This is a genomic window from Methylotuvimicrobium sp. KM1 (assembly GCF_044788715.1).
Lineage (GTDB): Bacteria > Pseudomonadota > Gammaproteobacteria > Methylococcales > Methylomonadaceae > Methylotuvimicrobium.
This window is the reverse complement of the sequence record NZ_CP173170.1, coordinates 1,432,392-1,450,054: the sequence shown is the minus strand read 5'-3', so window position 1 is coordinate 1,450,054 and position 17,663 is coordinate 1,432,392. Positions and strand designations below refer to the sequence as shown.

Sequence of the window (17,663 nt, the reverse complement as noted above, 5' to 3'; positions counted from 1 at the left end):
ATGAAACCGCACGCGGCATATACCCAGGGAACCAGCCCGTTCATAGGACCATATAACGGTACAGGCGCGCGTCCGTCAGTTACGGACCTTGTGATCGACTGTCACGGCACTGAGGCGTGTAATTATCGTTACAAGTATTGCTATGCCAAATGGACATCCCACCACCTTCAAACAAGCAGGGAGCTTCAACGCAGCCAAGAAAGCACACATCGCATGCTAAAGAACGTTAAGGAATTTTTCGCCCCCACAATCCCGTCGAACCCGTTGGCTCAATCATTACGCTGGAAAAATGTCCGACTGAGCATTGCCGGCGGAGAGCCAACCTTACTCAGGGACAGGCTGGATTCCGAGATCTCAGATGCAAAACAGTTAGGCTTTGAAATATCGCTAATCACCAACGGAAGCCTTCTTGAGGCACGACGTATGGCGGTACGTTTAAACAAACAACACCAAAGTCTCATAGGATTTTGAACGGTGACAAGACATGAAATTTGGAGCGTGCACAACAAAAGCTGGTCGCTTCAGCTTCCAGAAGCGCTACCGTGCAAAATAAAAACCAGGAACAAAGTCAATGTTGAACACAAAATTAAACGACCAAAACCCGCAACATACCGAAGCCGCCGAAATATTGGCATTAGATATCCTGGAAAATCATTTTAACAAAATAGGCTGGCCTGTCGATGTGACACCTAAGAAGCTAATGGACAGGTATCGTATTACGGAGAATGAAGATAAGAACTGCGTAACAGTCGAGATCGAAAGACACAGAGCCGTGTTAGGCGACACGTATATTCCTGGAGTTCCGATGAGCGCTTATCAAACTTATTGGATGCAATACAACGTCAATCTCCAGACCGGAGAAGTTGACGATTTAGGCGAACAAGACGGGGATATTGCTATAAACATCTCAGGTTTGGTCGATAGTCATTTAAGCTTTGATTATTTTTGGTTATCCATAGAACCCGAAGAGGACACTCCTGGAATCTATCGGATTTCTGAAAGCGTCATGGGAGAATCGAAACTTGTGTCAGATTATAAAGAAATGGAAAGCTTTGTTCTGTCATTCTGTCCAGGAATGGTCGAATATTTCAAGGATCGTCTAGGCGATGAGGATATAGATCTGCGTATTATTGAACGATATGTTGAATTGTATGAAATCGAGCTGCGAGAACAGATTTTGCACAAACTTTATGAAACGGCGTCTGGCATTTTAAACTAAACGGCCTTGGAAAATTTAGCAATAGAAATCAATAATAAATGAAAAAATTTTTAAAAACCGATTCTTCAATTATAAAAATTGATTTTTCAATTATAGAAGGCTGTAAAAATTATTTATTAATTTCGTCTTGGAATCATGGTATTGATTGGTTATTAATAGTCGATAACAAAGAAATAGAGAGTAGGCGACCTCTTACCGATTCTGCTATTCATCTGAGTTATGTGTTATCTAATCCAGAGTATAAAAACTGGGTTATGGAGATACCTAATTTTGTGATAAATAGCATCAATCCATACTCTGGAGTTGAATTTATTATTTTGAATCTAATTAGTCATTATAAAGCAGCATATGACTTATATTTTAGCTCTAAAAATTTGTTGTGGATTTTAATTTATACGGCTCGTATAAAAAAGTGGTCTGAGCAGGATGTATTAAAACTGGCATCGATAAAACGAAGGGATATTTTAGTCGCTTGTGGACTACCTGGAACCGAAGCCGCTGTTAATGTACTTAATAAAATTTCATTCGATACATTTGATATAACTGCATATCAGCTTATATACAGAGTACTCAGATTGAATGGCTATGAGAAATTAATTCATCATGAAATAATAGATTTTCGTCTTATATATAATGTTTTAGCCGCCCCATGGCTTATCGATACGTCTTTCTTGAAAAATTGTCATCCAGATAATTGGCCTATTGGATTTCATTCGCGTATAGAAGATGTGCAAAGAATGGCTGCTAGGCTGGGAGTTACCCAAGAGGTCAATAAAGCCTTAAAAAAGCAAATTAAAACTTATGCCAGTCTTAAGCAATTACACGATAGGTTGGCGGATCGGATAAATAAACAAACCATTGAAGAATTACCCGATAATAACTTTCCTCAAGCACCTATTTTAGGCAATAATGCTATTGTTCCAATTACAGGGTCTCGAATGCTTGCTTTGGAAGGTAGAGCCCAACACCATTGCGTTCGAAGCTATGAATCAAGAATTCAACGGGGTGAATATTATGTGTATAAGGTATTGGCACCGGAAAGAGCAACACTTGGCCTGATGTTAAGTAAAAACGAAAATAAACCTATATTCGATCAACTATATTTGGATCGAAATCGCCCGGTTTCCGAGGCAACAAAAGAGTCAGTAATGAAATGGTTGAACAATAGAATATAGAAATAACACATTTAACCAAAAATCAGAAATTTAGACGTAGCAATTAACTAAAGGAGTCTACCATGCAATCAGTTTTATCATTTCCCGATATTATTTCAAAAATTGCGTCAGATACGTTTGTTACTGCTGTCGCGACCAAGAATGGTCTCAATGCAGCCCAAGATCTTTATCATTTTCAAATGTCCATCCATGAACATGGCGAGGAGGCGGTAGTTCGTGAAACTGCCAAAGTTTTACAACAGCGATATCGATGCACATATGCAGAGGCTTCCGTTGATGCAGGTAATCGCGTTCGAGCAGCTTTGGAATTGGTTTCTGGTCAAGACACCTTTCAAACCGTTCGGAATAATTTAAATCGTTAAATGTAGTAAGGCAAGAAAGTACTTTGCCAGTAAGTAACTCAGAATCAGAAACAACCCCATTCTAGGTTGTTTCAATATTTCCTGACGAGTCCAGATCAAATTATTAGGCCTAAATCTGACAGACCTAGTCTTGGCATACGCTTTTTCCGTATCCCTTTATTTGGTTGAATTCAATTGCTGCCGTTGGGTTTAGACGGCGTAACAGGCAGACTGCTACCCACGCAATTGCTGACAGTCATAGTCGTAGCTTAGTGGTCGGCTTTTGGCCGGTTGGGTAAGGTCGCCAAAGGCCGCTTTATAGACCTCCAACCCGCACACTCTGGATTTTGCTGACTGGCCGGTTTAGAGAAACGCGACCGGCGGGAAGGGGTCGTTCGGCGACCGTCCGCTCTTCAGATTCATCGCCGGAAAGCTGTCATTGAATTCCGATACCTGAAAGCGGCCGTTCGTCACTGAGTCCAACCGACCCCAAGCAGACTGTCGATAAATTTTTCGAATGGCCGCAAGTTTATGAAGATCAAACATTTAAAAAAACCTTAACCACTTGTCATTAGCAATCTCATAGTTTATGGTATTGATAGTCGGTTATCAGTCAAAAGTGTAGTTATCCCATTTATAGGATTTCAAGCGGATTATAGGATTTCAAGCGGAGATTGATATAAATGATCGCTACAACTATAGAAGTTATGCAGCCTAGATAATAACTTTTTACTTTTTCTTAAGGAATAATTCAAATGAAAATGGAATGGGAAAAACTCCTATCAAAAAAAAGACTTAACAAGCCTGAAGAATCCAAAACTTTAGATGTTCGAAGTGAGTTTCATAAGGATTACGATCGAATAGTATTCTCATCTGCGTTTCGAAGGTTGGGACGTAAAACACAAGTTCATCCGCTATCGAATCACGATCATATTCATACTCGCCTGACACATTCAATAGAAGTAGGTAGCGTTGGTAGGAGTCTTGGTCATAATGTCGGAGTTTTTCTCGAAGGTAACAATCATTTGCCTAAAGATATTTCTGCACAAGAAATAGGCGCCATTGTACAGGCAGCTTGTTTAGCACATGACATCGGAAATCCACCATTTGGTCATGCTGGCGAATATGCAATTCGACACTGGTTTAAAGAAAACGGATGGAAGTTGGCACTAGAGTTAGACAGCGAAAGAAATGACTTTGAAATATTTGAAGGCAATGCGCAGGGATTCCGAGTCGTAGCATCTATAGAAAACAATTATCAAGATGGTGGCTTGAAGCTCACATATGCAACACTAGGAACTCTTATTAAATATCCGTGGTTTTCTGGTCATGAGCTAGCCAAAAGCAAAGGAAAATTTAACTTCTTCCAATCAGAAAAGACAATTGCTCAAGATCTAATGAGTGAGTTAGGGCTAGAATCGTCAAACAGCCATCAGTTCCGACGTCATCCGCTCTCATACTTGATGGAAGCAGCTGATGATATCTGTTACAAGATATTGGATATCGAAGATGCTTTGGAGCTAAACATACTAAGATTTGATGATGTTTCTACTATATTAAATAATTTGGCCGGTAACAAAGAGGAATACTGCGGGGAAAGTAGTGATGATTTTAGAGTCTGGCGCCTACGATCAACAGCAATCGACAACCTAATTAAAAAAGTAACAGAAATTTTCAAGTCAAACTATGACGAAATAATTTCTGGAAACTTTAAAGGAGACCTTATTTCTAGAATTGACGGAATTGAAGCAGAAGGAATCAATAATGCAAAGAAAGTAACTAGGGAAAATATATTCTTGAACAGGAGAAAAATTGAGCTAGAGCTAGGTTCATATGAAACCTTGGACAGAATATTGACTGCTTTTGTTGAGGCAGCAAATGAGGTTAAAAAAGAACAGGTTTCTTTTAAGTCGCAGCGAGTTATGGACTTAATGGGAGTAAATAAGTTTACCAAGGGTATGAGTTATCATGAGTGCTACCTTCGCATAACAGATATGGTTTCAAGTATGACAGATAATCATGCAACTCATGTGGCCAACCAATTATTGGGTAGAGCATTGTGAATGCAACAAGCATATGCACAAGCGAGCCGCTATTTTGCACGGACTCCTGCTGGTAAAAACCGGCAACTGGGGGCGTTAATCGGTGCTTCAGCAATATCGATAGACTGCTTGTCGCTGGCTGCCCCTGTCTTTCCGTTATTGACAAATGTAATTAGCAACCGCCATTCGCCGATATACTTGAATGTCTCCAATTGGCCGAAATTACCAGTCCAAAGTCCAACGGAATTCGAACTTTTGAGTGTCCGCTTACGATAATAGCATCTGCGGAATTCTACCAAAGCCAGAAGCGGATGGATTGAGGATCGTTGATTTCAATACGTCTCACAGCATAAAAATAAACAACAACAGCATCATTACCGTAGTGGCTCGAATGATATTGGATTTCATCGCCATGATCGAGATACTGTTTTCGCCCCACATTTTGAATTGGCTCCAGCTTACAAAGGCGATCCATAAAAACAGTAGGATTGCGATAATCGACTGTATCGCAGTTTTAAGTTCTTGATAGCTGACGCCGCCGGCGCTGTTTGTGAATGCAGCCGAAGGATTTATCGACGGTTGCCAGACAGTGGGGACTGGCGATTGAACGCCATTGATTTCATTACCCCCCGTACTAACGGGACCGGCACTGCCTCCGGCGGTGACAGTGCCGGTAATCGGTGCCAGGTTATAACCGTTAAACTCCGAAATGTAATGGGTAATGGCGGTGTTATTGGCATCACTGGGGATTTGTGCGCCGTTGGATTGTAAAAACGTTTTAAGCCCTCCGACCCCGACCAGGTGAGCGCCGGCCAATAAACCCGATTCGGTCATGACGATACCGGCTATCGTTTGGCCTACATAGTGATCCAAGTCTACATTGCTGATATAGCCCCACTGCTTGATGTTGTAGTCTTTGATCGCTTGGGTTTGTACTGCCGCGTTCGCTAAAAAGTCGGCTTTGCTGTGAATTCCGTTCTTCCCGGTCCAGGTCCCGGTCCAGTCATTGGTATTCGGCGTGTGATCTTTGAGATAATAACCGGCATCGATCAAGGCGCTCTCCCCCATCTGATAACTGCCTAAATAACCGTATTGATTGACGCTGGTGGGATTGCTGCTGGATTCTCTGGCACTGAGCGCCGCCAAGTAATCGTTGTATTCGGAAGCCGCCCACACCGCCCCTGAAATGAACAAGCCCATGATCAGTTGCCTGGCTTGCTTCATAACGCTTTACTCTGAGCCGGGTGGGACTTCTTGTAACTGCCCCGCCCGATAACGAAAGTAAAGCACTTGGCTCTGCGTTGGACAGCATAAAGGATCGCTCGGACCCTGGACTTTCGTTTCGACCGAGATCGTTCCATTCGGTTGCGCGGGACCCAATCCGTCCACCATGCCGGTAACCGGTATCGTCGCCAGATTCTGCCATTGATTCTGTTGTTTTGACACAATGCTTAACTGGTTCCGCCAATAGGTCGGCCCGATGATCGTCCACAAGACCGCCTGTTCTAAACCGGGTTTACTGGCGTCTAATTCGACCGGCATGCTCTGTTGGATCTGCACTTCTTCTCGGGTATCCAGCTGTTGCTTGAACAGCACGTTTAATTCCGGATCGATAGTTTCTGCCTTTCCAATGTGCACACACATGCCGAACATAACAATGACGGACACTATCTTTTTGGTCATTGGATCGTCCTCACTTGCTTAAGTTATTTGAAAAACCTACGACTGAGTTTGCGTATTTTTTTGCTCTGCGTTTGTGCCGGACACTGGGACCTGGCGAGTGATAACGCCCGATCGCCTCGAACCAGTCTTGGGTTTCACGGTATTCCGACGCCAGTATTTTTGCCCCGGTACGGACATTGTGGTGTGGATCGAGCGCCTGCCACGGAGTACCTAGCTTGTCTTGGTGATAGCGCCAATTGACCTGCATCAGTCCGACATCGATCGACCGGATACCGCGCTCCAAATAAAAGGTCAGTCCTTTATAGGCCGCGATGCGGGTTGGGTATCTTCTCGGGACGCCCGCAACGTTCAACGTCCAGGGCCAGGGACGGATCTGCCGGCTGCGCAATCGCATTCGGCTTTCTTGCAGCGCTACGCTGTATAGCACGCCAGGCGGTATGTCGTACTCTTGCGCAATCTGTTGGTAACTCGACGGTATGGGCTCCGCATGTAGCGGATTAACCGCGAATGACAGACCCATACCCAGAACGACTAACCATGATTTTGTAATCATCGTTTGTCACTTGTGATCCGGCTTGCTCGCAGATAATTGACCGATGATTTCAGGAATGACGCTGTTCAATAAATTATCGACCACCCATTCCCGGGCTTCGCTTTCTTCGGTAAAGTGAATGACCAAGGTAAACACGCCGAGTGTTGAGCACTGCATGATTTTCCATCCGTCGCGCATGCTGAGAACCTGGACGATATCGCGCGTTGTGCAATCGACTATTCGCTCTAATTCAAAAAAGACAGTCCGCTGCAAATCGTTTAGTCGGCGTCCGGTGCTGAGGTATTGACCCAAGAGCTGATTGAAACAAAAATCCCACACCAGATATTGTCCCGCGCGCCGTTCCAGAATATGCCCCCAGGAGAATTCGTAACCTTCGGCATTTTCATATGGGGCGAATTCAAGTGGGCTTATGGGTCGATAATCCTTCATGGCATTTCCCAAACGAATTTCTTCACGTATCGATTCCGGTATCGTCAGGCGTTTATGTTCGCGAATTCTGAATCGGTTACTACTGGCGGTATCGATGGACTGTGTTTTTTGTTGCGGCATTGTTGGCTTATAGTTTTATTGTTGTTAGTGAGTTAGCATCCATTTTGAAGGCTACAGGCATTGCTTGATCGAATTTTTTAGTGATTTTTACCAGGTTGCCACGATCATGATTGAATGTGATCTTGCCGCTTTTCAGCCGTGATGGGTCAATACCCAGGTCGATTACCCATTTTTTGATCTTTTCATCATCCCGGCCGGGCTTGGTGTCGACGAAATACATATCGATTTGATTTTTGCTCAGCGAACGAGTGTCCAGCACTCGCCGAACCAATTGTTTGCATTCATAACAGTTATCGATTTTGAGAAAAACCAACAGGCGGCTGTCCGCTGTTATCGATGCTATTGTTGGCGTGCTCTTGGGTGGACGAATTTTATTCATGTCGATCAGCTGAACATCGCCGTACAGTTTTCTGAACGCCTCATTGTAGGCCGCTTGAAACGCTAGAATGCGTTCCGCATCCTCGAAGCGCATTTGCGCCCACACTTCAGCGTATTTTTTCCGCTCCTGATCGTTTCTGGCGTGGGTTCCGAGGACTTCGATCGGCGAGATATTGGCCGGACTGATGCTGCCGCGTATGCCTTTCATCAGTGTTTGATAGCGGCTCCATTCTTGTGCCGATAACGACCATTGTTTGCGTTGCACCTCATCCGTTTCGACCGGTTTGATTTGGGTATCTCGATACTCGGTCGTTTGCTCCGCGACGGACGGAATGATCGGCAGCGTCATCAGCGCGACTATTGAAATCACAACACCAACAACCGATTGATTCGCCATAACAGCATCCCCCTTGACTTAGGACTGTAGGGAGAGCACCTTACGCTCTCCGGATTGATTTTTGATGGTTACGGTCCCTATTGCCCTATTCATGTCTTCAACAATCCATTGGTCGATCGCTTGCCCTATCGTCAGTTCTACCAACTGTCCTTGATAACGAAACACCGCATAGAACTCGCTCCCCCATTGATCGACGCTGACCAAGGAAAAAGGAGCCATGACAGGACGAGGTTTGGGTTTGGGTTTGGATTTGGGTTTGAATTGCTTTACAGGTTGTTGGATGGGTTTTTTAGGTTTGAGACGATCTAATACTTGATCGATTTGTAGTTGTTGAGCGATCAGGCGGTCTTGCAATTCCTTGATGAGCGCGTCTTGTTGGTTTTGCCGGCTGTCGTTGGCTGTCTCAAATTCGCTTAGATCGATTTGTAGCTGTTCCAGTTTTTTTAAGGTTTCGCTCGTATCCGAAGCCAATGGCAGGCTGAGTTCTGGAACGGCGTTACGGGCTTCGGCCAACTTTTCCGTCTCGATTTCAGGTGTTTGTTCCAGTTCTTTTGCTACGCCTATCGGCTGTGCATCGATATTTTCAGGGAGTGGAGGAAAAGAAGATCGACTTTCGCTTTCCAAATCCACCAGATGGGTTGCCGGCTCATCATCGCCGGCCGTTGTATATAGTACGATGATGACGACAACGGCGAGCAGCCCCGCTCCACCGTATTTCATCCAGGCCGGAATCGGTTGCAAGGCTATGGTTTCGTCGTTGTTTAGGGTTTCGTTGTTCTCCGGCATGATTATTCTCCGTTAGCGGCAATAGGTGTGCTGGCATTGCGATTGTCCGGTTCTGCGGTTCCTATGTAATTAATCCGCCGTCTGATGGGATCGATGACGGGGACAAGCTCCGGCGTGACCAAGACCGTCAGAGCATCATGCAAGGTCATGGGTCCAAGACTCCGTTGCACGTCGGGCAACGGGTTCAGGAACATTCGAACGGCGTGCGGATTCAGTGTTGGCGAATTTTCCACGCTATAGCCGCTTCGCCTCAGTAGATAATGAACGGTATCCCCGACAGTTTGCAGGTCGTTCGGAATAGTGACAGTGACGATGACTTGCAAGGGTTCCCGTTGCGGGAGCGTTGGAATTGCTGGAACAAACGAGTATCGACCGGTCTGGACGACTGCGGCAGGTTTGAATTTTGCGCTGATTAGTGAATAACGGGGTTCGTTGATTTCCGGCGCGGGCTGCTCAGCCGGCGTGGCCGTTTTAAGTTCATTGTTCGGTGCTTTGCCGCCTTGCGCGGCACAGCCGGCGACCAGCGATAGTGCGAAGCACTGGAACAGGATTTTTATGGAAGTTTTCATCATGTCGACTCTGTGATAGCTGGGTTTTGTTACACAGAAGTCTGCGGGTTTGCTGGGATTTCAACAATAAAAAACCCTTTTTACGATTTCATAGGGTTTTACCCTTTCCGGATAGGCCCTTTCCATTAGGGCCCCCTTCCCTTCTTCCCTTTGTCCTTTTTCCATTCCTTTTGAAACTATTTCCCGTACTTCTTCCCTTTCCGTCTTTTGCCTTTTCTGCCCTTTCCCATTATCGTTGGCCGATATTATTGAATGAATGTGTATATGCAGGCCGTAAGGATGTTTGTGTAAAATAAGCAGTAGCGCCCGGGTTGATTTGACCTTCGTTTCTGGGTGTCTCGGAATTTTGAAAATAGTACGCTAAATTTTCATTAGCCAGCATTCATTCACTAATTTCCAAAAGCCCGTCGTAGTGTTTAGAAATCCGGCCAGCCTTCGGTTGTCAGCTTCTATCGAATTACGTGGCTATGTTGGGTAAGTTCGGGGATACGATGATGAGGTTGGGCTTTCCGGCGGGAATGGCCACGATGGCTTGGGTTTTGGGAGGTGGATGTTTTAAGACTCGGAGTAAAGTCGCTCGTCGACTCACAAGAACCACTCAACCCATATTTCCGAATGGCTATAAGTAGAACCCTTAGCAGTCATCGATAAACTACTTCTAATTTGTCGCCAACCAACGCCAAGCCTGCAGGAACTGGCCAACAATTTCATTTGTGGTCAAATTCCTTTTCAGCCCTTGTTCTCCGGTTAAAACAAAACGAACAATTCATTGCGCAGCCAACCTGTGATGAAAGGCAAATTGAATATTTATTGTTAAATGGGATTAGGACGGTTTCAACCTTATGATTGTCTTTAAGCTTAAAAAGAAATTTTACTGCTCTATCTTTTTTTGACTCATAAACCGTATCAATTTCGGGCAGCGAAAAGTCGAAACTTTTCTCAAGAAAAGCTAACGCCAATTTAGAAACTTTATCACGCCACTGAGTGGTTTCTTTTTTCGTAACTACTCACACCCTATATTCGGAACATTCCCAGCAAGAGCCATTTGAATCGCGATAAGCGGATTATAGCCCAGATTGGCCATGGTTTGCAGATAACTGGATATTCGGCAATAGGCATTGGCATATTCTTCGGCCCGAAAGCAGCCGGACACCTTTTGTTGTAATTATTCACATCCCCTATAGTGGGTAGGCTGGAGGATAACCACCAGCCTACCCACTATAATTTCCGAGGGGATGAATAGTTACTCTAAATCAACGGCTTTATTCCATTTCAAAATGGCTCGTATCTTAGTTTCACCTGGATTATATTCAGACAACTCCATTCCTTTTTGAGGAATGACAACAGAGTCACCTTGCTCTCGAAGTATGATATTACTCATTTAACTTTCCAGTTTATTGCTAGGCACTATTTTAATTTTAAACTTATTCAAGATTTATTCTGATTTTTAAATCATCATATAATTTCCTGAAAAGCTTAGCTTCTTCTGTGTTTGGTCCGCTGAAAAATCCTTTTATTATTTCATGATAGACCTCGTGTATCATATGCATAAAGCAGCGTCTTACCTGAAAGTCTTTGATTTTATTAATTTCATTTGCTATTTCTTCTGTATTTTTAAAAATAGGATAGCTATAAAGATCTTTTGATATATCAAACTGAGTCTCAAGTATTCCCAAAGCGCCTTGCTCAACTTCATGCAATTTGTAATCAATCATAAAAACTGAATATAATGATCGCATGAAATAAATTTGCTCTTCTTTGGATAGCATCAATGGTTTTTTCATGAGTTATTCTTTCATTATTTGTTCCAAGGTGACAAAACAGGTTTTTGCTTGATAGCATATTTTCTCTGTTTCTTCGATTATCGAGTACAAGACCGGATTGAAAAGCATACGAGATAGATCGGCTTGATAATCTTTCTCAAGGGATTCTCTAATATTGTTTTCAATATATTCAGCTAGGCTCATTTTTTTAGGTGAATAGCTTATTTCAAGTGCATTTTCATCAACTCTCAAATAATTGACCTTCCATTGACTGCTCAAACTCTTTGTATAGTCATATTGCCAAGCAATATGCCCCATTACCTCAACAGTCTGCCCGACTGCCGGCAATAGATGATCGGGACTCGTTGAGTTTTGCGCTGTTTCGAGCGCCAAATATGAGCTTAATCTTTCGATTCGATCGCACAATTCTGAATAATAATTTGGTATTAAACCGCCTAAAATTTTTAACCACTCTGTAAGCTCTTGTTGATATTGTTGCTCTAGTTTGTCTATGAAGAATGAATATTCTTTTCTTAGCTCACAAAAACATTGATATATACTACTCTTTGAATAATCCGCAACAAAAGTATTTAAGACATATAAATCTGATTGAACTTTATTTTTATTATAATCCCTTAGATATGCCATTAACTGTGTAACTAGCTCTTGGAGAAATATATAAAGTTGTTCGTTGCACTGTTCAAAAACCACCTCAAGTGCATGTTTTTTTTTGTATTGTGTCAGACGCGCATCTATTGCCTGATAGCGTTCTTTTACACTCTTCAGCGCGTCATGGAGCTGTTGATAGTGAAAATTGAGCAGCGACAACGATATCCGAAGATCCGCGTTTAAAACCGATTCGCTAAAACGGGCTAGAAACTGATGAAAAATACCATCCCAAAACGCATCGGTCGAACGGCTGGAGATCAGAAATAAATCGGTTTTTTCAAAGAAATCGATGAACTGATTGTCGGACAGACTTTTCTTTATGTCGGCCAACGCACTTTGATATGAGGCACTGTCACCGATATGAACGTCACCCTTGTTAATGACCAGATAAAGATTAGGAATATTTTCTTGTATTAGTTTAAGCTTTTCGAATTCGGTTTGTTTGGCCAACTGGTTGTAATCTGCCAGCCAAATCACGACATCGGTCTGACTTAAAATGCTCAAGCTTTTTTGATCCATCACCTCGTCATGATTGAAACCAGGCGTATCTATCAATTGCAGTTTATTCAACACTGGATGATTAACCGCCACGCGAATTTCCCGAATGTGCTCAAATTCTGCGGAATAATGCGCTTCAGAGACTTTACTGGCACGTTGTAATTCGGCAAAAGCTTGATGACCCGGTTTGACAACGACACTCCTTTTTCCGTCATGATCGTATTCGATTTCGGTGCTCGGTTCCGTGCCATAAACCAGCCGTGTCACTGTCGCCGTTTTCGGCAACACCGATACCGGTAGCGTATCGATATGTAATAGACGATTCAAAAAACTGGACTTACCGGCGCTGAATTCACCCATCACCACTACCGTCAACGGTTGACTGATCACATGGTCGATCCGATCCAATATTTGCTCTATCGACGGGTATTGGCCACTTAATTTCGAACGGATTTTACGTGTATTTACAACCATTAGGTTATCTTTGAGAACCTGGCTTTTATTCATTTTAAAATAGGAGTCGACATACGTTTTTAAGACCGAAAGATTGTTTTTCTCGTTGATAGATGGGTTGTATATGTATGAATCTCGCTTTAAAAAATCATCAATCAGTTGAGATCTTGCCGCTTTCAATAAGACCAAGGTGTTGATAATTTCATGGCGTTGTCGAATTTTTTTGTTCACTTTCAACCAATTTGTTTAATTCAGATTTTTCCATTTTTTTCAGTTCCGCAAAAATACCAGTGACATTTTCATCCATCAGGTTGCTGGATATATCAAGACTGCTCGTGTAACTTTTGACCAGTTCTTTGATCCAGAGACTGGCTACGTCGTTATCGACTTGAGCTTCTTTTAGCGCTTCAGCAACTTCCTTCAGTGATTCGGAAAAAAATTTGGTTCTTTCTTTTCTTAGCTCTTCCTGAAGATTAACAACAAACTTGATTTCTTCTTTGTACTCTTTGAGCAACGCTAAATATTGTTTTTCGTAGTCATACATGATCCCCAATTTTTCCTTAAGCGACGAATGACTGATCGCATCGTTCACTTTCAAAATGATCGATTTTAGTACAGCCACTTTTGTGCCTTCATCGAGCTCCACACTTGATAATGCAATCGCGAGCTCTTCTTTTAATTCTTCAATATTTTCCATTGTTTTCTCCTTATCCTCTCTTCTTTGCTGCATAGCTTTTATGAATCCATTAATGGTTTTGTTCATCTTCTTTGCTTGCTGATTTTATCTACAGGCGCTTAGATTTTGATTTTTGAATCAGAGAACTGCTATTGTCATGGATCCTGCCTTTAATTGACTCTGAGCCTTAATTCGTCGATCTGCTCATAAATCCCCTGCAAATGACAGCCTTGATTATTCATATTGAGCACACTGTTCATTTCGGTGAGTTTTTGTTGGTACCTTTGAATAATCTCATGATCAACATGCTCGCAGAGTCGGTCGATATTCTGAGTCCGATTCTGCACCATGTGATCGATGACTTGTCGCTTGATGCTTGTCAGCGTTTGCTCGGTTTTTTCGGTTATCTCCTGCAGTTGTTCTTTGAGGTGTCGCTCCGATCTACGCCGAAAATAGAAAGCCGTGCCAACGCCAATAATTCCAACGGCAATACCGGGCAATCCTAGGGTCATCGCGCTAGATGCCGCAACAGGCGCTGATCCCATGGCCCAGGTTGTGATCGCCGCCAATGCGGAAGGCGTAGCGACTGGTGTCGCCAAGGTCTGCCAAATCGCTCCGGCGCCAACCAGAAAGCTTAATGCACCGACCGAACCCGAAGCGACGCTGGCCGTTGTCCAACCATAGGAAGACACTTTTTGCGGTATCAGAAAATAATTTGGTGCTTGAAGGTCGTAGTTGAAAGACATATCGAGCAAGCCTTTTTGTTCTTCAATTCGGTCTTTGAGCCGCTCCTGAAAACGGCGCTCTTTCACGTTCATATCGTACCCCAGATCCTCTTGTAACTGACTCAGCCGGCAACTCAGTCGGATATTCATATCACTGCTACCGAGATCCTCTTGCAAAAGCTGCGTCATCATCGAACGCAGTTTGCGCATCGCTTGAACAAACAAGTCCTCTACCGTGCGCTGATATTCTTCGAATTCGGGTCTCAAGGCTTTTTTGAGATGCTGGATGAAGTCATCACGTTGTTTTTTATAGCCTTCAATTTCCCGCTGCAAAAGCGCACGTCTTTTTTCTTGGGTTTGCCGGTCTTCTCGGGCCAGATGCATTTGTTCTTCGATGCGCTGGAGATAGTCTTTGACATAGCCGTTAAATCGTTTGATACGCTCGGCTAGGACATCGTATGATTTGCGCTCTGCTAAGTAATTCCAGATCAGGGTGGTGACCTCTTCGCCGTTTTCGCCTGTTTTCGCCGAAACCGGCAAAATGGGCCAGTCGATCGTGCGACTTTGATCGACCGAGGATGTCATCAACGAAGTTTGTAATTGTTCCTTGATGTATTCGAGCAATTCTTCGCGCTCCTGATGCTCGATTTGATCCCAATAGTTGGCTAGCATGAATAACTTGTCGATATCTTTACGACGCAACAAATCTTTTTCAAAGAATGACTTTTGATAACGGGTCCAGGGTTGCTGGGCGTTTAAAAAGAACAAAATCGCATCGGCTTGGTGCAAATAGTCGAAGGTGATTTTCATGCGCTCTGCATCGGGGTCGTTGAGTCCCGGTGCATCGACAAGCTCAATACCTTTTTCGAGTAACGTCGATGGCGACTCCAGAATGACATGACTGACCTTTTCAACATCCGATCCGCCGGCAGCGACCGATTCCATCAACCGACCGGCTACATTCTCCGTGATCGTCTCTTGCTCCTCGTTCTGGAAATATAGTTGAGCTTTGAGTCGTTCACCAAAGCGAATTATGGTCGGGCGGGTGGTGGTGGGTTTCGCAAAGGCCGGCAGAATATTTTCTTGCAACAAAAAACGGTTGATAAATGTGCTTTTGCCGGAGCTGAAATCGCCGATACATAAAATTTTGAACGACAAACCTTCGAGCACTTCGCGTTTGAAATTTTCCAAAATGCTGGTGTCTTGATCCTTTAGATGCGTTTGAACCAGTTCTTTCAAACGTGAGGCATTCGTCAATAATTGTTGTTTTCGTTCAAGAAAGGATACAAAATCGGTCATTGTTTTTAACCTTTTTCAAGGGATTTGGGGCGTATGATGTCGATTAGGTCTTGGCGCAATTGTTTCATTTCGACGATGTGCTCGGCCAACGCTTGACGATCCTGATTGATTTGCTGTTTTTGTTTGGCAATGATTTCCTGCTTTAGAGGAAAATGCTGTTCGATGAGGGTGTCACCGATTTTATCAGTATCCAAAGCCTGATCGATATGTTGGATCAATGCATATTCGATATCGACGATTTTGATGTTCAATTCGTCCCAATAGCGTTGCTTGTCAGTGTCGTCGACCCATCCCCGAATTTTGTCGCGCATTTGCCGATAAGCACGCATCGCCAAATCGGAACCACCTGTCATCAGATTCAGCATACCGGTCGCGCCAGCCGCCAGGGCCCCACCTATTGCAATGCCGGCACCGGGAATCAGGCTTAGCACGGTGCCTCCAATCAAGGCAGTTCCTGCTGCGCCTATGACCCAGGGGAAAAGAGCACTCATAACCGCATAACCTCCTGTAGCCAAACCCGTAGCCGCCAAAATAGGGGCGAAATCAAAAGTCTTGCGAATACCTTCTATTTTGTCAATCGTCTTATTCAGGGAAGGCAAGATTTGTTTATCAAAGTCTTCGCAAGTACCGATCATGTCCAGCAGGTTCTGTTCCAACAACGGATTGAGCCTATCCTCTATCTTCTTCCTCAGATGTTTTTGGACCCATAGCGCATCCCCCACCTGCGACACCGCCTCTGCCATCAGTAACGCGTGGATTTCGTCTTTGATTTCCGTGAATGCCGCTTCGATTTGCGCAATCAGTGCATGTTTCTTTTGACGCATTTCATTGCGAAAAGCCAGTTCTTTCGCATGAATTTCAAGTTTGAATTCATTGATTTCCGCATTGATTTTCAACAAAGCTTCAGCGTAATCCTGATCTTTCCCCTCCGCGTGTTCAATGGCAGCCGATAGTTTACCGTCAATCGATTTGACGATTTCAGCGATTGCTTGATTGGCTAAATCGGCAACCAAATTATCAAACCTTTCGAGCGAGAATTCATGAATGGCTTCAAATACGCGATTGTGTATGACATCAAAATCAATGGAGCCAGATAGGTTAGAAGTCGTATGACGCAAACGTTGCTGTAAAACAGTTTTAGCGGAATAAATAAAAATCCGTTGCTCAAGTTCTTTGATTGGCCACTCTAATGAATGTCCTAACTGGGTGACAACGTAGTTCCGCACTTCTTCAATTTCATGCGGTCCAGGTATATCGGCAAAATTGATCAGAAAAAAGAATTTATCGAGATCTTTTTTCAACACCAATTTTTCCAGAAAGAGCCGTTCGGTTTCTTTCAAGGCGCTGTCCGCACGCAACATGAAAACAATGACATCCACTTTGCCCAATAAATCGAATATGATTGACTCGCTCAATGCGGCCGAGTCATTGACTCCGGGCGTATCGTAAATGACGAAACGATTGGCAGGAAAAGGCAATGCAGTTTTTATCAGTAGTGTTTCATTCGTTTCGGCCGCCAATTTTTTTATTTGTTGCTGGCTCAGGTCAAGAACCTCAGATTCGGTGGTTTCAATCTCGACTTGAAGTGTTCGCAAGTTTGGATCGTGTTCGATCCGCATCAGTTGATGGGTTGTCGGTCGGTAGGCGGCCGGAAGCAATTCTTCTTCCAATAGGGCATTGATGAACGTCGATTTTCCGGTTGAAAATTCACCTATGACGGCAATTTCAAAACGCGGCGACTCGATGCGCTGTTTCAGTTTAGCCAGGTCATTTTCGTTATCACCGAGTTCCAATGATGCATAAAAACCGGATGCTTTACTGTTTTGCAACAGATCGCTCAGGTTTTCTAATGAATCGGTTAGGTTGGCCTTTGTCATATAAACCTCGT

General features: G+C 43.7%; 19 protein-coding genes. 5 read left to right on the top strand and 14 right to left on the bottom strand.

Going from position 1 to position 17,663, the window contains the following annotated elements; translation table 11 throughout:
* The 4 genes from ACINK7_RS06240 (at position 1) to ACINK7_RS06225 (ending at position 2,756) form a co-directional block, all read left to right on the top strand.
* On the top strand, positions 1 to 471 hold the full coding sequence (locus ACINK7_RS06240) for a hypothetical protein (RefSeq protein WP_404360445.1): 471 nt from the start codon (positions 1 to 3) through the stop codon (positions 469 to 471).
* Between the two features lie 100 nt (positions 472 to 571).
* Entirely contained in the window at positions 572 to 1,219 is a 648-nt protein-coding gene (locus ACINK7_RS06235; RefSeq protein WP_404360444.1) for a hypothetical protein, read from the top strand.
* A gap of 38 nt (positions 1,220 to 1,257) precedes the next feature.
* The gene (locus tag ACINK7_RS06230; protein WP_404360442.1) at positions 1,258 to 2,394 is read left to right on the top strand and encodes a PcfJ domain-containing protein; all 1,137 of its coding nucleotides are present in this window, start codon (positions 1,258 to 1,260) and stop codon (positions 2,392 to 2,394) included.
* A gap of 62 nt (positions 2,395 to 2,456) precedes the next feature.
* Complete coding sequence (locus ACINK7_RS06225; protein ID WP_404360441.1) at positions 2,457 to 2,756, top strand: hypothetical protein; 300 nt, start codon at positions 2,457 to 2,459, stop codon at positions 2,754 to 2,756.
* 342 nt (positions 2,757 to 3,098) lie between these two features.
* Here the strand turns inward: ACINK7_RS06225 and ACINK7_RS06220 are convergent, their stop codons facing one another.
* Positions 3,099 to 3,281: a hypothetical protein gene (locus ACINK7_RS06220; protein ID WP_404360440.1), complete on the bottom strand. Its 183-nt coding sequence runs from the start codon at positions 3,279 to 3,281 to the stop codon at positions 3,099 to 3,101.
* Between the two features lie 209 nt (positions 3,282 to 3,490).
* Here ACINK7_RS06220 and ACINK7_RS06215 point away from each other — a divergent pair, with 209 nt between their 5' ends.
* Positions 3,491 to 4,798: a deoxyguanosinetriphosphate triphosphohydrolase gene (locus ACINK7_RS06215; RefSeq protein WP_404360439.1), complete on the top strand. Its 1,308-nt coding sequence runs from the start codon at positions 3,491 to 3,493 to the stop codon at positions 4,796 to 4,798.
* Positions 4,799 to 5,119: 321 nt separating this feature from the next.
* On the opposite strand, the gene ACINK7_RS06210 is transcribed toward ACINK7_RS06215, so the two are convergent.
* From ACINK7_RS06210 to ACINK7_RS06150, 13 genes are all read right to left on the bottom strand, one after another.
* A complete protein-coding gene (locus tag ACINK7_RS06210; protein WP_404360438.1) occupies positions 5,120 to 6,001 on the bottom strand; it encodes a TIGR03758 family integrating conjugative element protein in 882 nt (293 codons plus the stop codon).
* A 6-nt stretch (positions 6,002 to 6,007) separates the two neighbouring features.
* Entirely contained in the window at positions 6,008 to 6,460 is a 453-nt protein-coding gene (locus tag ACINK7_RS06205; RefSeq protein WP_404360437.1) for a hypothetical protein, read from the bottom strand.
* Between the two features lie 10 nt (positions 6,461 to 6,470).
* Entirely contained in the window at positions 6,471 to 7,013 is a 543-nt protein-coding gene (locus ACINK7_RS06200; RefSeq protein WP_404360436.1) for a transglycosylase SLT domain-containing protein, read from the bottom strand.
* A 6-nt stretch (positions 7,014 to 7,019) separates the two neighbouring features.
* Positions 7,020 to 7,562 carry a hypothetical protein gene (locus ACINK7_RS06195; protein ID WP_404360434.1) on the bottom strand — a complete coding sequence of 181 codons (543 nt, stop codon included), beginning with the start codon at positions 7,560 to 7,562 and terminating at the stop codon, positions 7,020 to 7,022.
* Positions 7,563 to 7,569: 7 nt separating this feature from the next.
* Complete coding sequence (locus ACINK7_RS06190) at positions 7,570 to 8,337, bottom strand: TIGR03759 family integrating conjugative element protein (protein ID WP_404360433.1); 768 nt, start codon at positions 8,335 to 8,337, stop codon at positions 7,570 to 7,572.
* 18 nt (positions 8,338 to 8,355) lie between these two features.
* Positions 8,356 to 9,123, bottom strand: a complete 768-nt coding sequence (locus tag ACINK7_RS06185; RefSeq protein ID WP_404360432.1) for a hypothetical protein — start codon at positions 9,121 to 9,123, stop codon at positions 8,356 to 8,358.
* 2 nt (positions 9,124 to 9,125) lie between these two features.
* Complete coding sequence (locus tag ACINK7_RS06180; protein ID WP_404360431.1) at positions 9,126 to 9,695, bottom strand: hypothetical protein; 570 nt, start codon at positions 9,693 to 9,695, stop codon at positions 9,126 to 9,128.
* 1,240 nt (positions 9,696 to 10,935) lie between these two features.
* The gene (locus ACINK7_RS06175; protein WP_404360430.1) at positions 10,936 to 11,073 is read right to left on the bottom strand and encodes a hypothetical protein; all 138 of its coding nucleotides are present in this window, start codon (positions 11,071 to 11,073) and stop codon (positions 10,936 to 10,938) included.
* Between the two features lie 43 nt (positions 11,074 to 11,116).
* On the bottom strand, positions 11,117 to 11,476 hold the full coding sequence (locus ACINK7_RS06170) for a hypothetical protein (protein ID WP_404360429.1): 360 nt from the start codon (positions 11,474 to 11,476) through the stop codon (positions 11,117 to 11,119).
* A 3-nt stretch (positions 11,477 to 11,479) separates the two neighbouring features.
* The gene (locus ACINK7_RS06165; protein WP_404360428.1) at positions 11,480 to 13,306 is read right to left on the bottom strand and encodes a dynamin family protein; all 1,827 of its coding nucleotides are present in this window, start codon (positions 13,304 to 13,306) and stop codon (positions 11,480 to 11,482) included.
* The gene (locus ACINK7_RS06160) at positions 13,278 to 13,838 is read right to left on the bottom strand and encodes a hypothetical protein (protein WP_404360427.1); all 561 of its coding nucleotides are present in this window, start codon (positions 13,836 to 13,838) and stop codon (positions 13,278 to 13,280) included. The genes ACINK7_RS06165 and ACINK7_RS06160 overlap by 29 nt, the downstream gene beginning before the upstream one ends.
* 83 nt (positions 13,839 to 13,921) lie before the next feature.
* Entirely contained in the window at positions 13,922 to 15,775 is a 1,854-nt protein-coding gene (locus ACINK7_RS06155; RefSeq protein ID WP_404360426.1) for a dynamin family protein, read from the bottom strand.
* A 5-nt stretch (positions 15,776 to 15,780) separates the two neighbouring features.
* Positions 15,781 to 17,652, bottom strand: a complete 1,872-nt coding sequence (locus tag ACINK7_RS06150; RefSeq protein ID WP_404360425.1) for a dynamin family protein — start codon at positions 17,650 to 17,652, stop codon at positions 15,781 to 15,783.
* Positions 17,653 to 17,663 lie beyond the last annotated feature (11 nt).

Excerpts from the sequence above, each read along its gene's own strand:
- ACINK7_RS06235 (WP_404360444.1), top strand. The coding sequence starts at position 572 with ATGTTGAACACAAAATTAAACGACCAAAACCCGCAACATACCGAAGCC.
- ACINK7_RS06150 (WP_404360425.1), bottom strand. The coding sequence starts at position 17,652 with ATGACAAAGGCCAACCTAACCGATTCATTAGAAAACCTGAGCGATCTG.
- ACINK7_RS06230 (WP_404360442.1), top strand. The coding sequence starts at position 1,258 with ATGAAAAAATTTTTAAAAACCGATTCTTCAATTATAAAAATTGATTTT.
- ACINK7_RS06205 (WP_404360437.1), bottom strand. The coding sequence starts at position 6,460 with ATGACCAAAAAGATAGTGTCCGTCATTGTTATGTTCGGCATGTGTGTG.
- ACINK7_RS06170 (WP_404360429.1), bottom strand. The coding sequence starts at position 11,476 with ATGAAAAAACCATTGATGCTATCCAAAGAAGAGCAAATTTATTTCATG.
- ACINK7_RS06240 (WP_404360445.1), top strand. The coding sequence starts at position 1 with ATGAAACCGCACGCGGCATATACCCAGGGAACCAGCCCGTTCATAGGA.
- ACINK7_RS06210 (WP_404360438.1), bottom strand. The coding sequence starts at position 6,001 with ATGAAGCAAGCCAGGCAACTGATCATGGGCTTGTTCATTTCAGGGGCG.
- ACINK7_RS06180 (WP_404360431.1), bottom strand. The coding sequence starts at position 9,695 with ATGATGAAAACTTCCATAAAAATCCTGTTCCAGTGCTTCGCACTATCG.
- ACINK7_RS06190 (WP_404360433.1), bottom strand. The coding sequence starts at position 8,337 with ATGGCGAATCAATCGGTTGTTGGTGTTGTGATTTCAATAGTCGCGCTG.
- ACINK7_RS06225 (WP_404360441.1), top strand. The coding sequence starts at position 2,457 with ATGCAATCAGTTTTATCATTTCCCGATATTATTTCAAAAATTGCGTCA.
- ACINK7_RS06185 (WP_404360432.1), bottom strand. The coding sequence starts at position 9,123 with ATGCCGGAGAACAACGAAACCCTAAACAACGACGAAACCATAGCCTTG.
- ACINK7_RS06220 (WP_404360440.1), bottom strand. The coding sequence starts at position 3,281 with ATGTTTGATCTTCATAAACTTGCGGCCATTCGAAAAATTTATCGACAG.
- ACINK7_RS06175 (WP_404360430.1), bottom strand. The coding sequence starts at position 11,073 with ATGAGTAATATCATACTTCGAGAGCAAGGTGACTCTGTTGTCATTCCT.
- ACINK7_RS06160 (WP_404360427.1), bottom strand. The coding sequence starts at position 13,838 with ATGAACAAAACCATTAATGGATTCATAAAAGCTATGCAGCAAAGAAGA.
- ACINK7_RS06215 (WP_404360439.1), top strand. The coding sequence starts at position 3,491 with ATGAAAATGGAATGGGAAAAACTCCTATCAAAAAAAAGACTTAACAAG.
- ACINK7_RS06200 (WP_404360436.1), bottom strand. The coding sequence starts at position 7,013 with ATGATTACAAAATCATGGTTAGTCGTTCTGGGTATGGGTCTGTCATTC.
- ACINK7_RS06155 (WP_404360426.1), bottom strand. The coding sequence starts at position 15,775 with ATGACCGATTTTGTATCCTTTCTTGAACGAAAACAACAATTATTGACG.
- ACINK7_RS06195 (WP_404360434.1), bottom strand. The coding sequence starts at position 7,562 with ATGCCGCAACAAAAAACACAGTCCATCGATACCGCCAGTAGTAACCGA.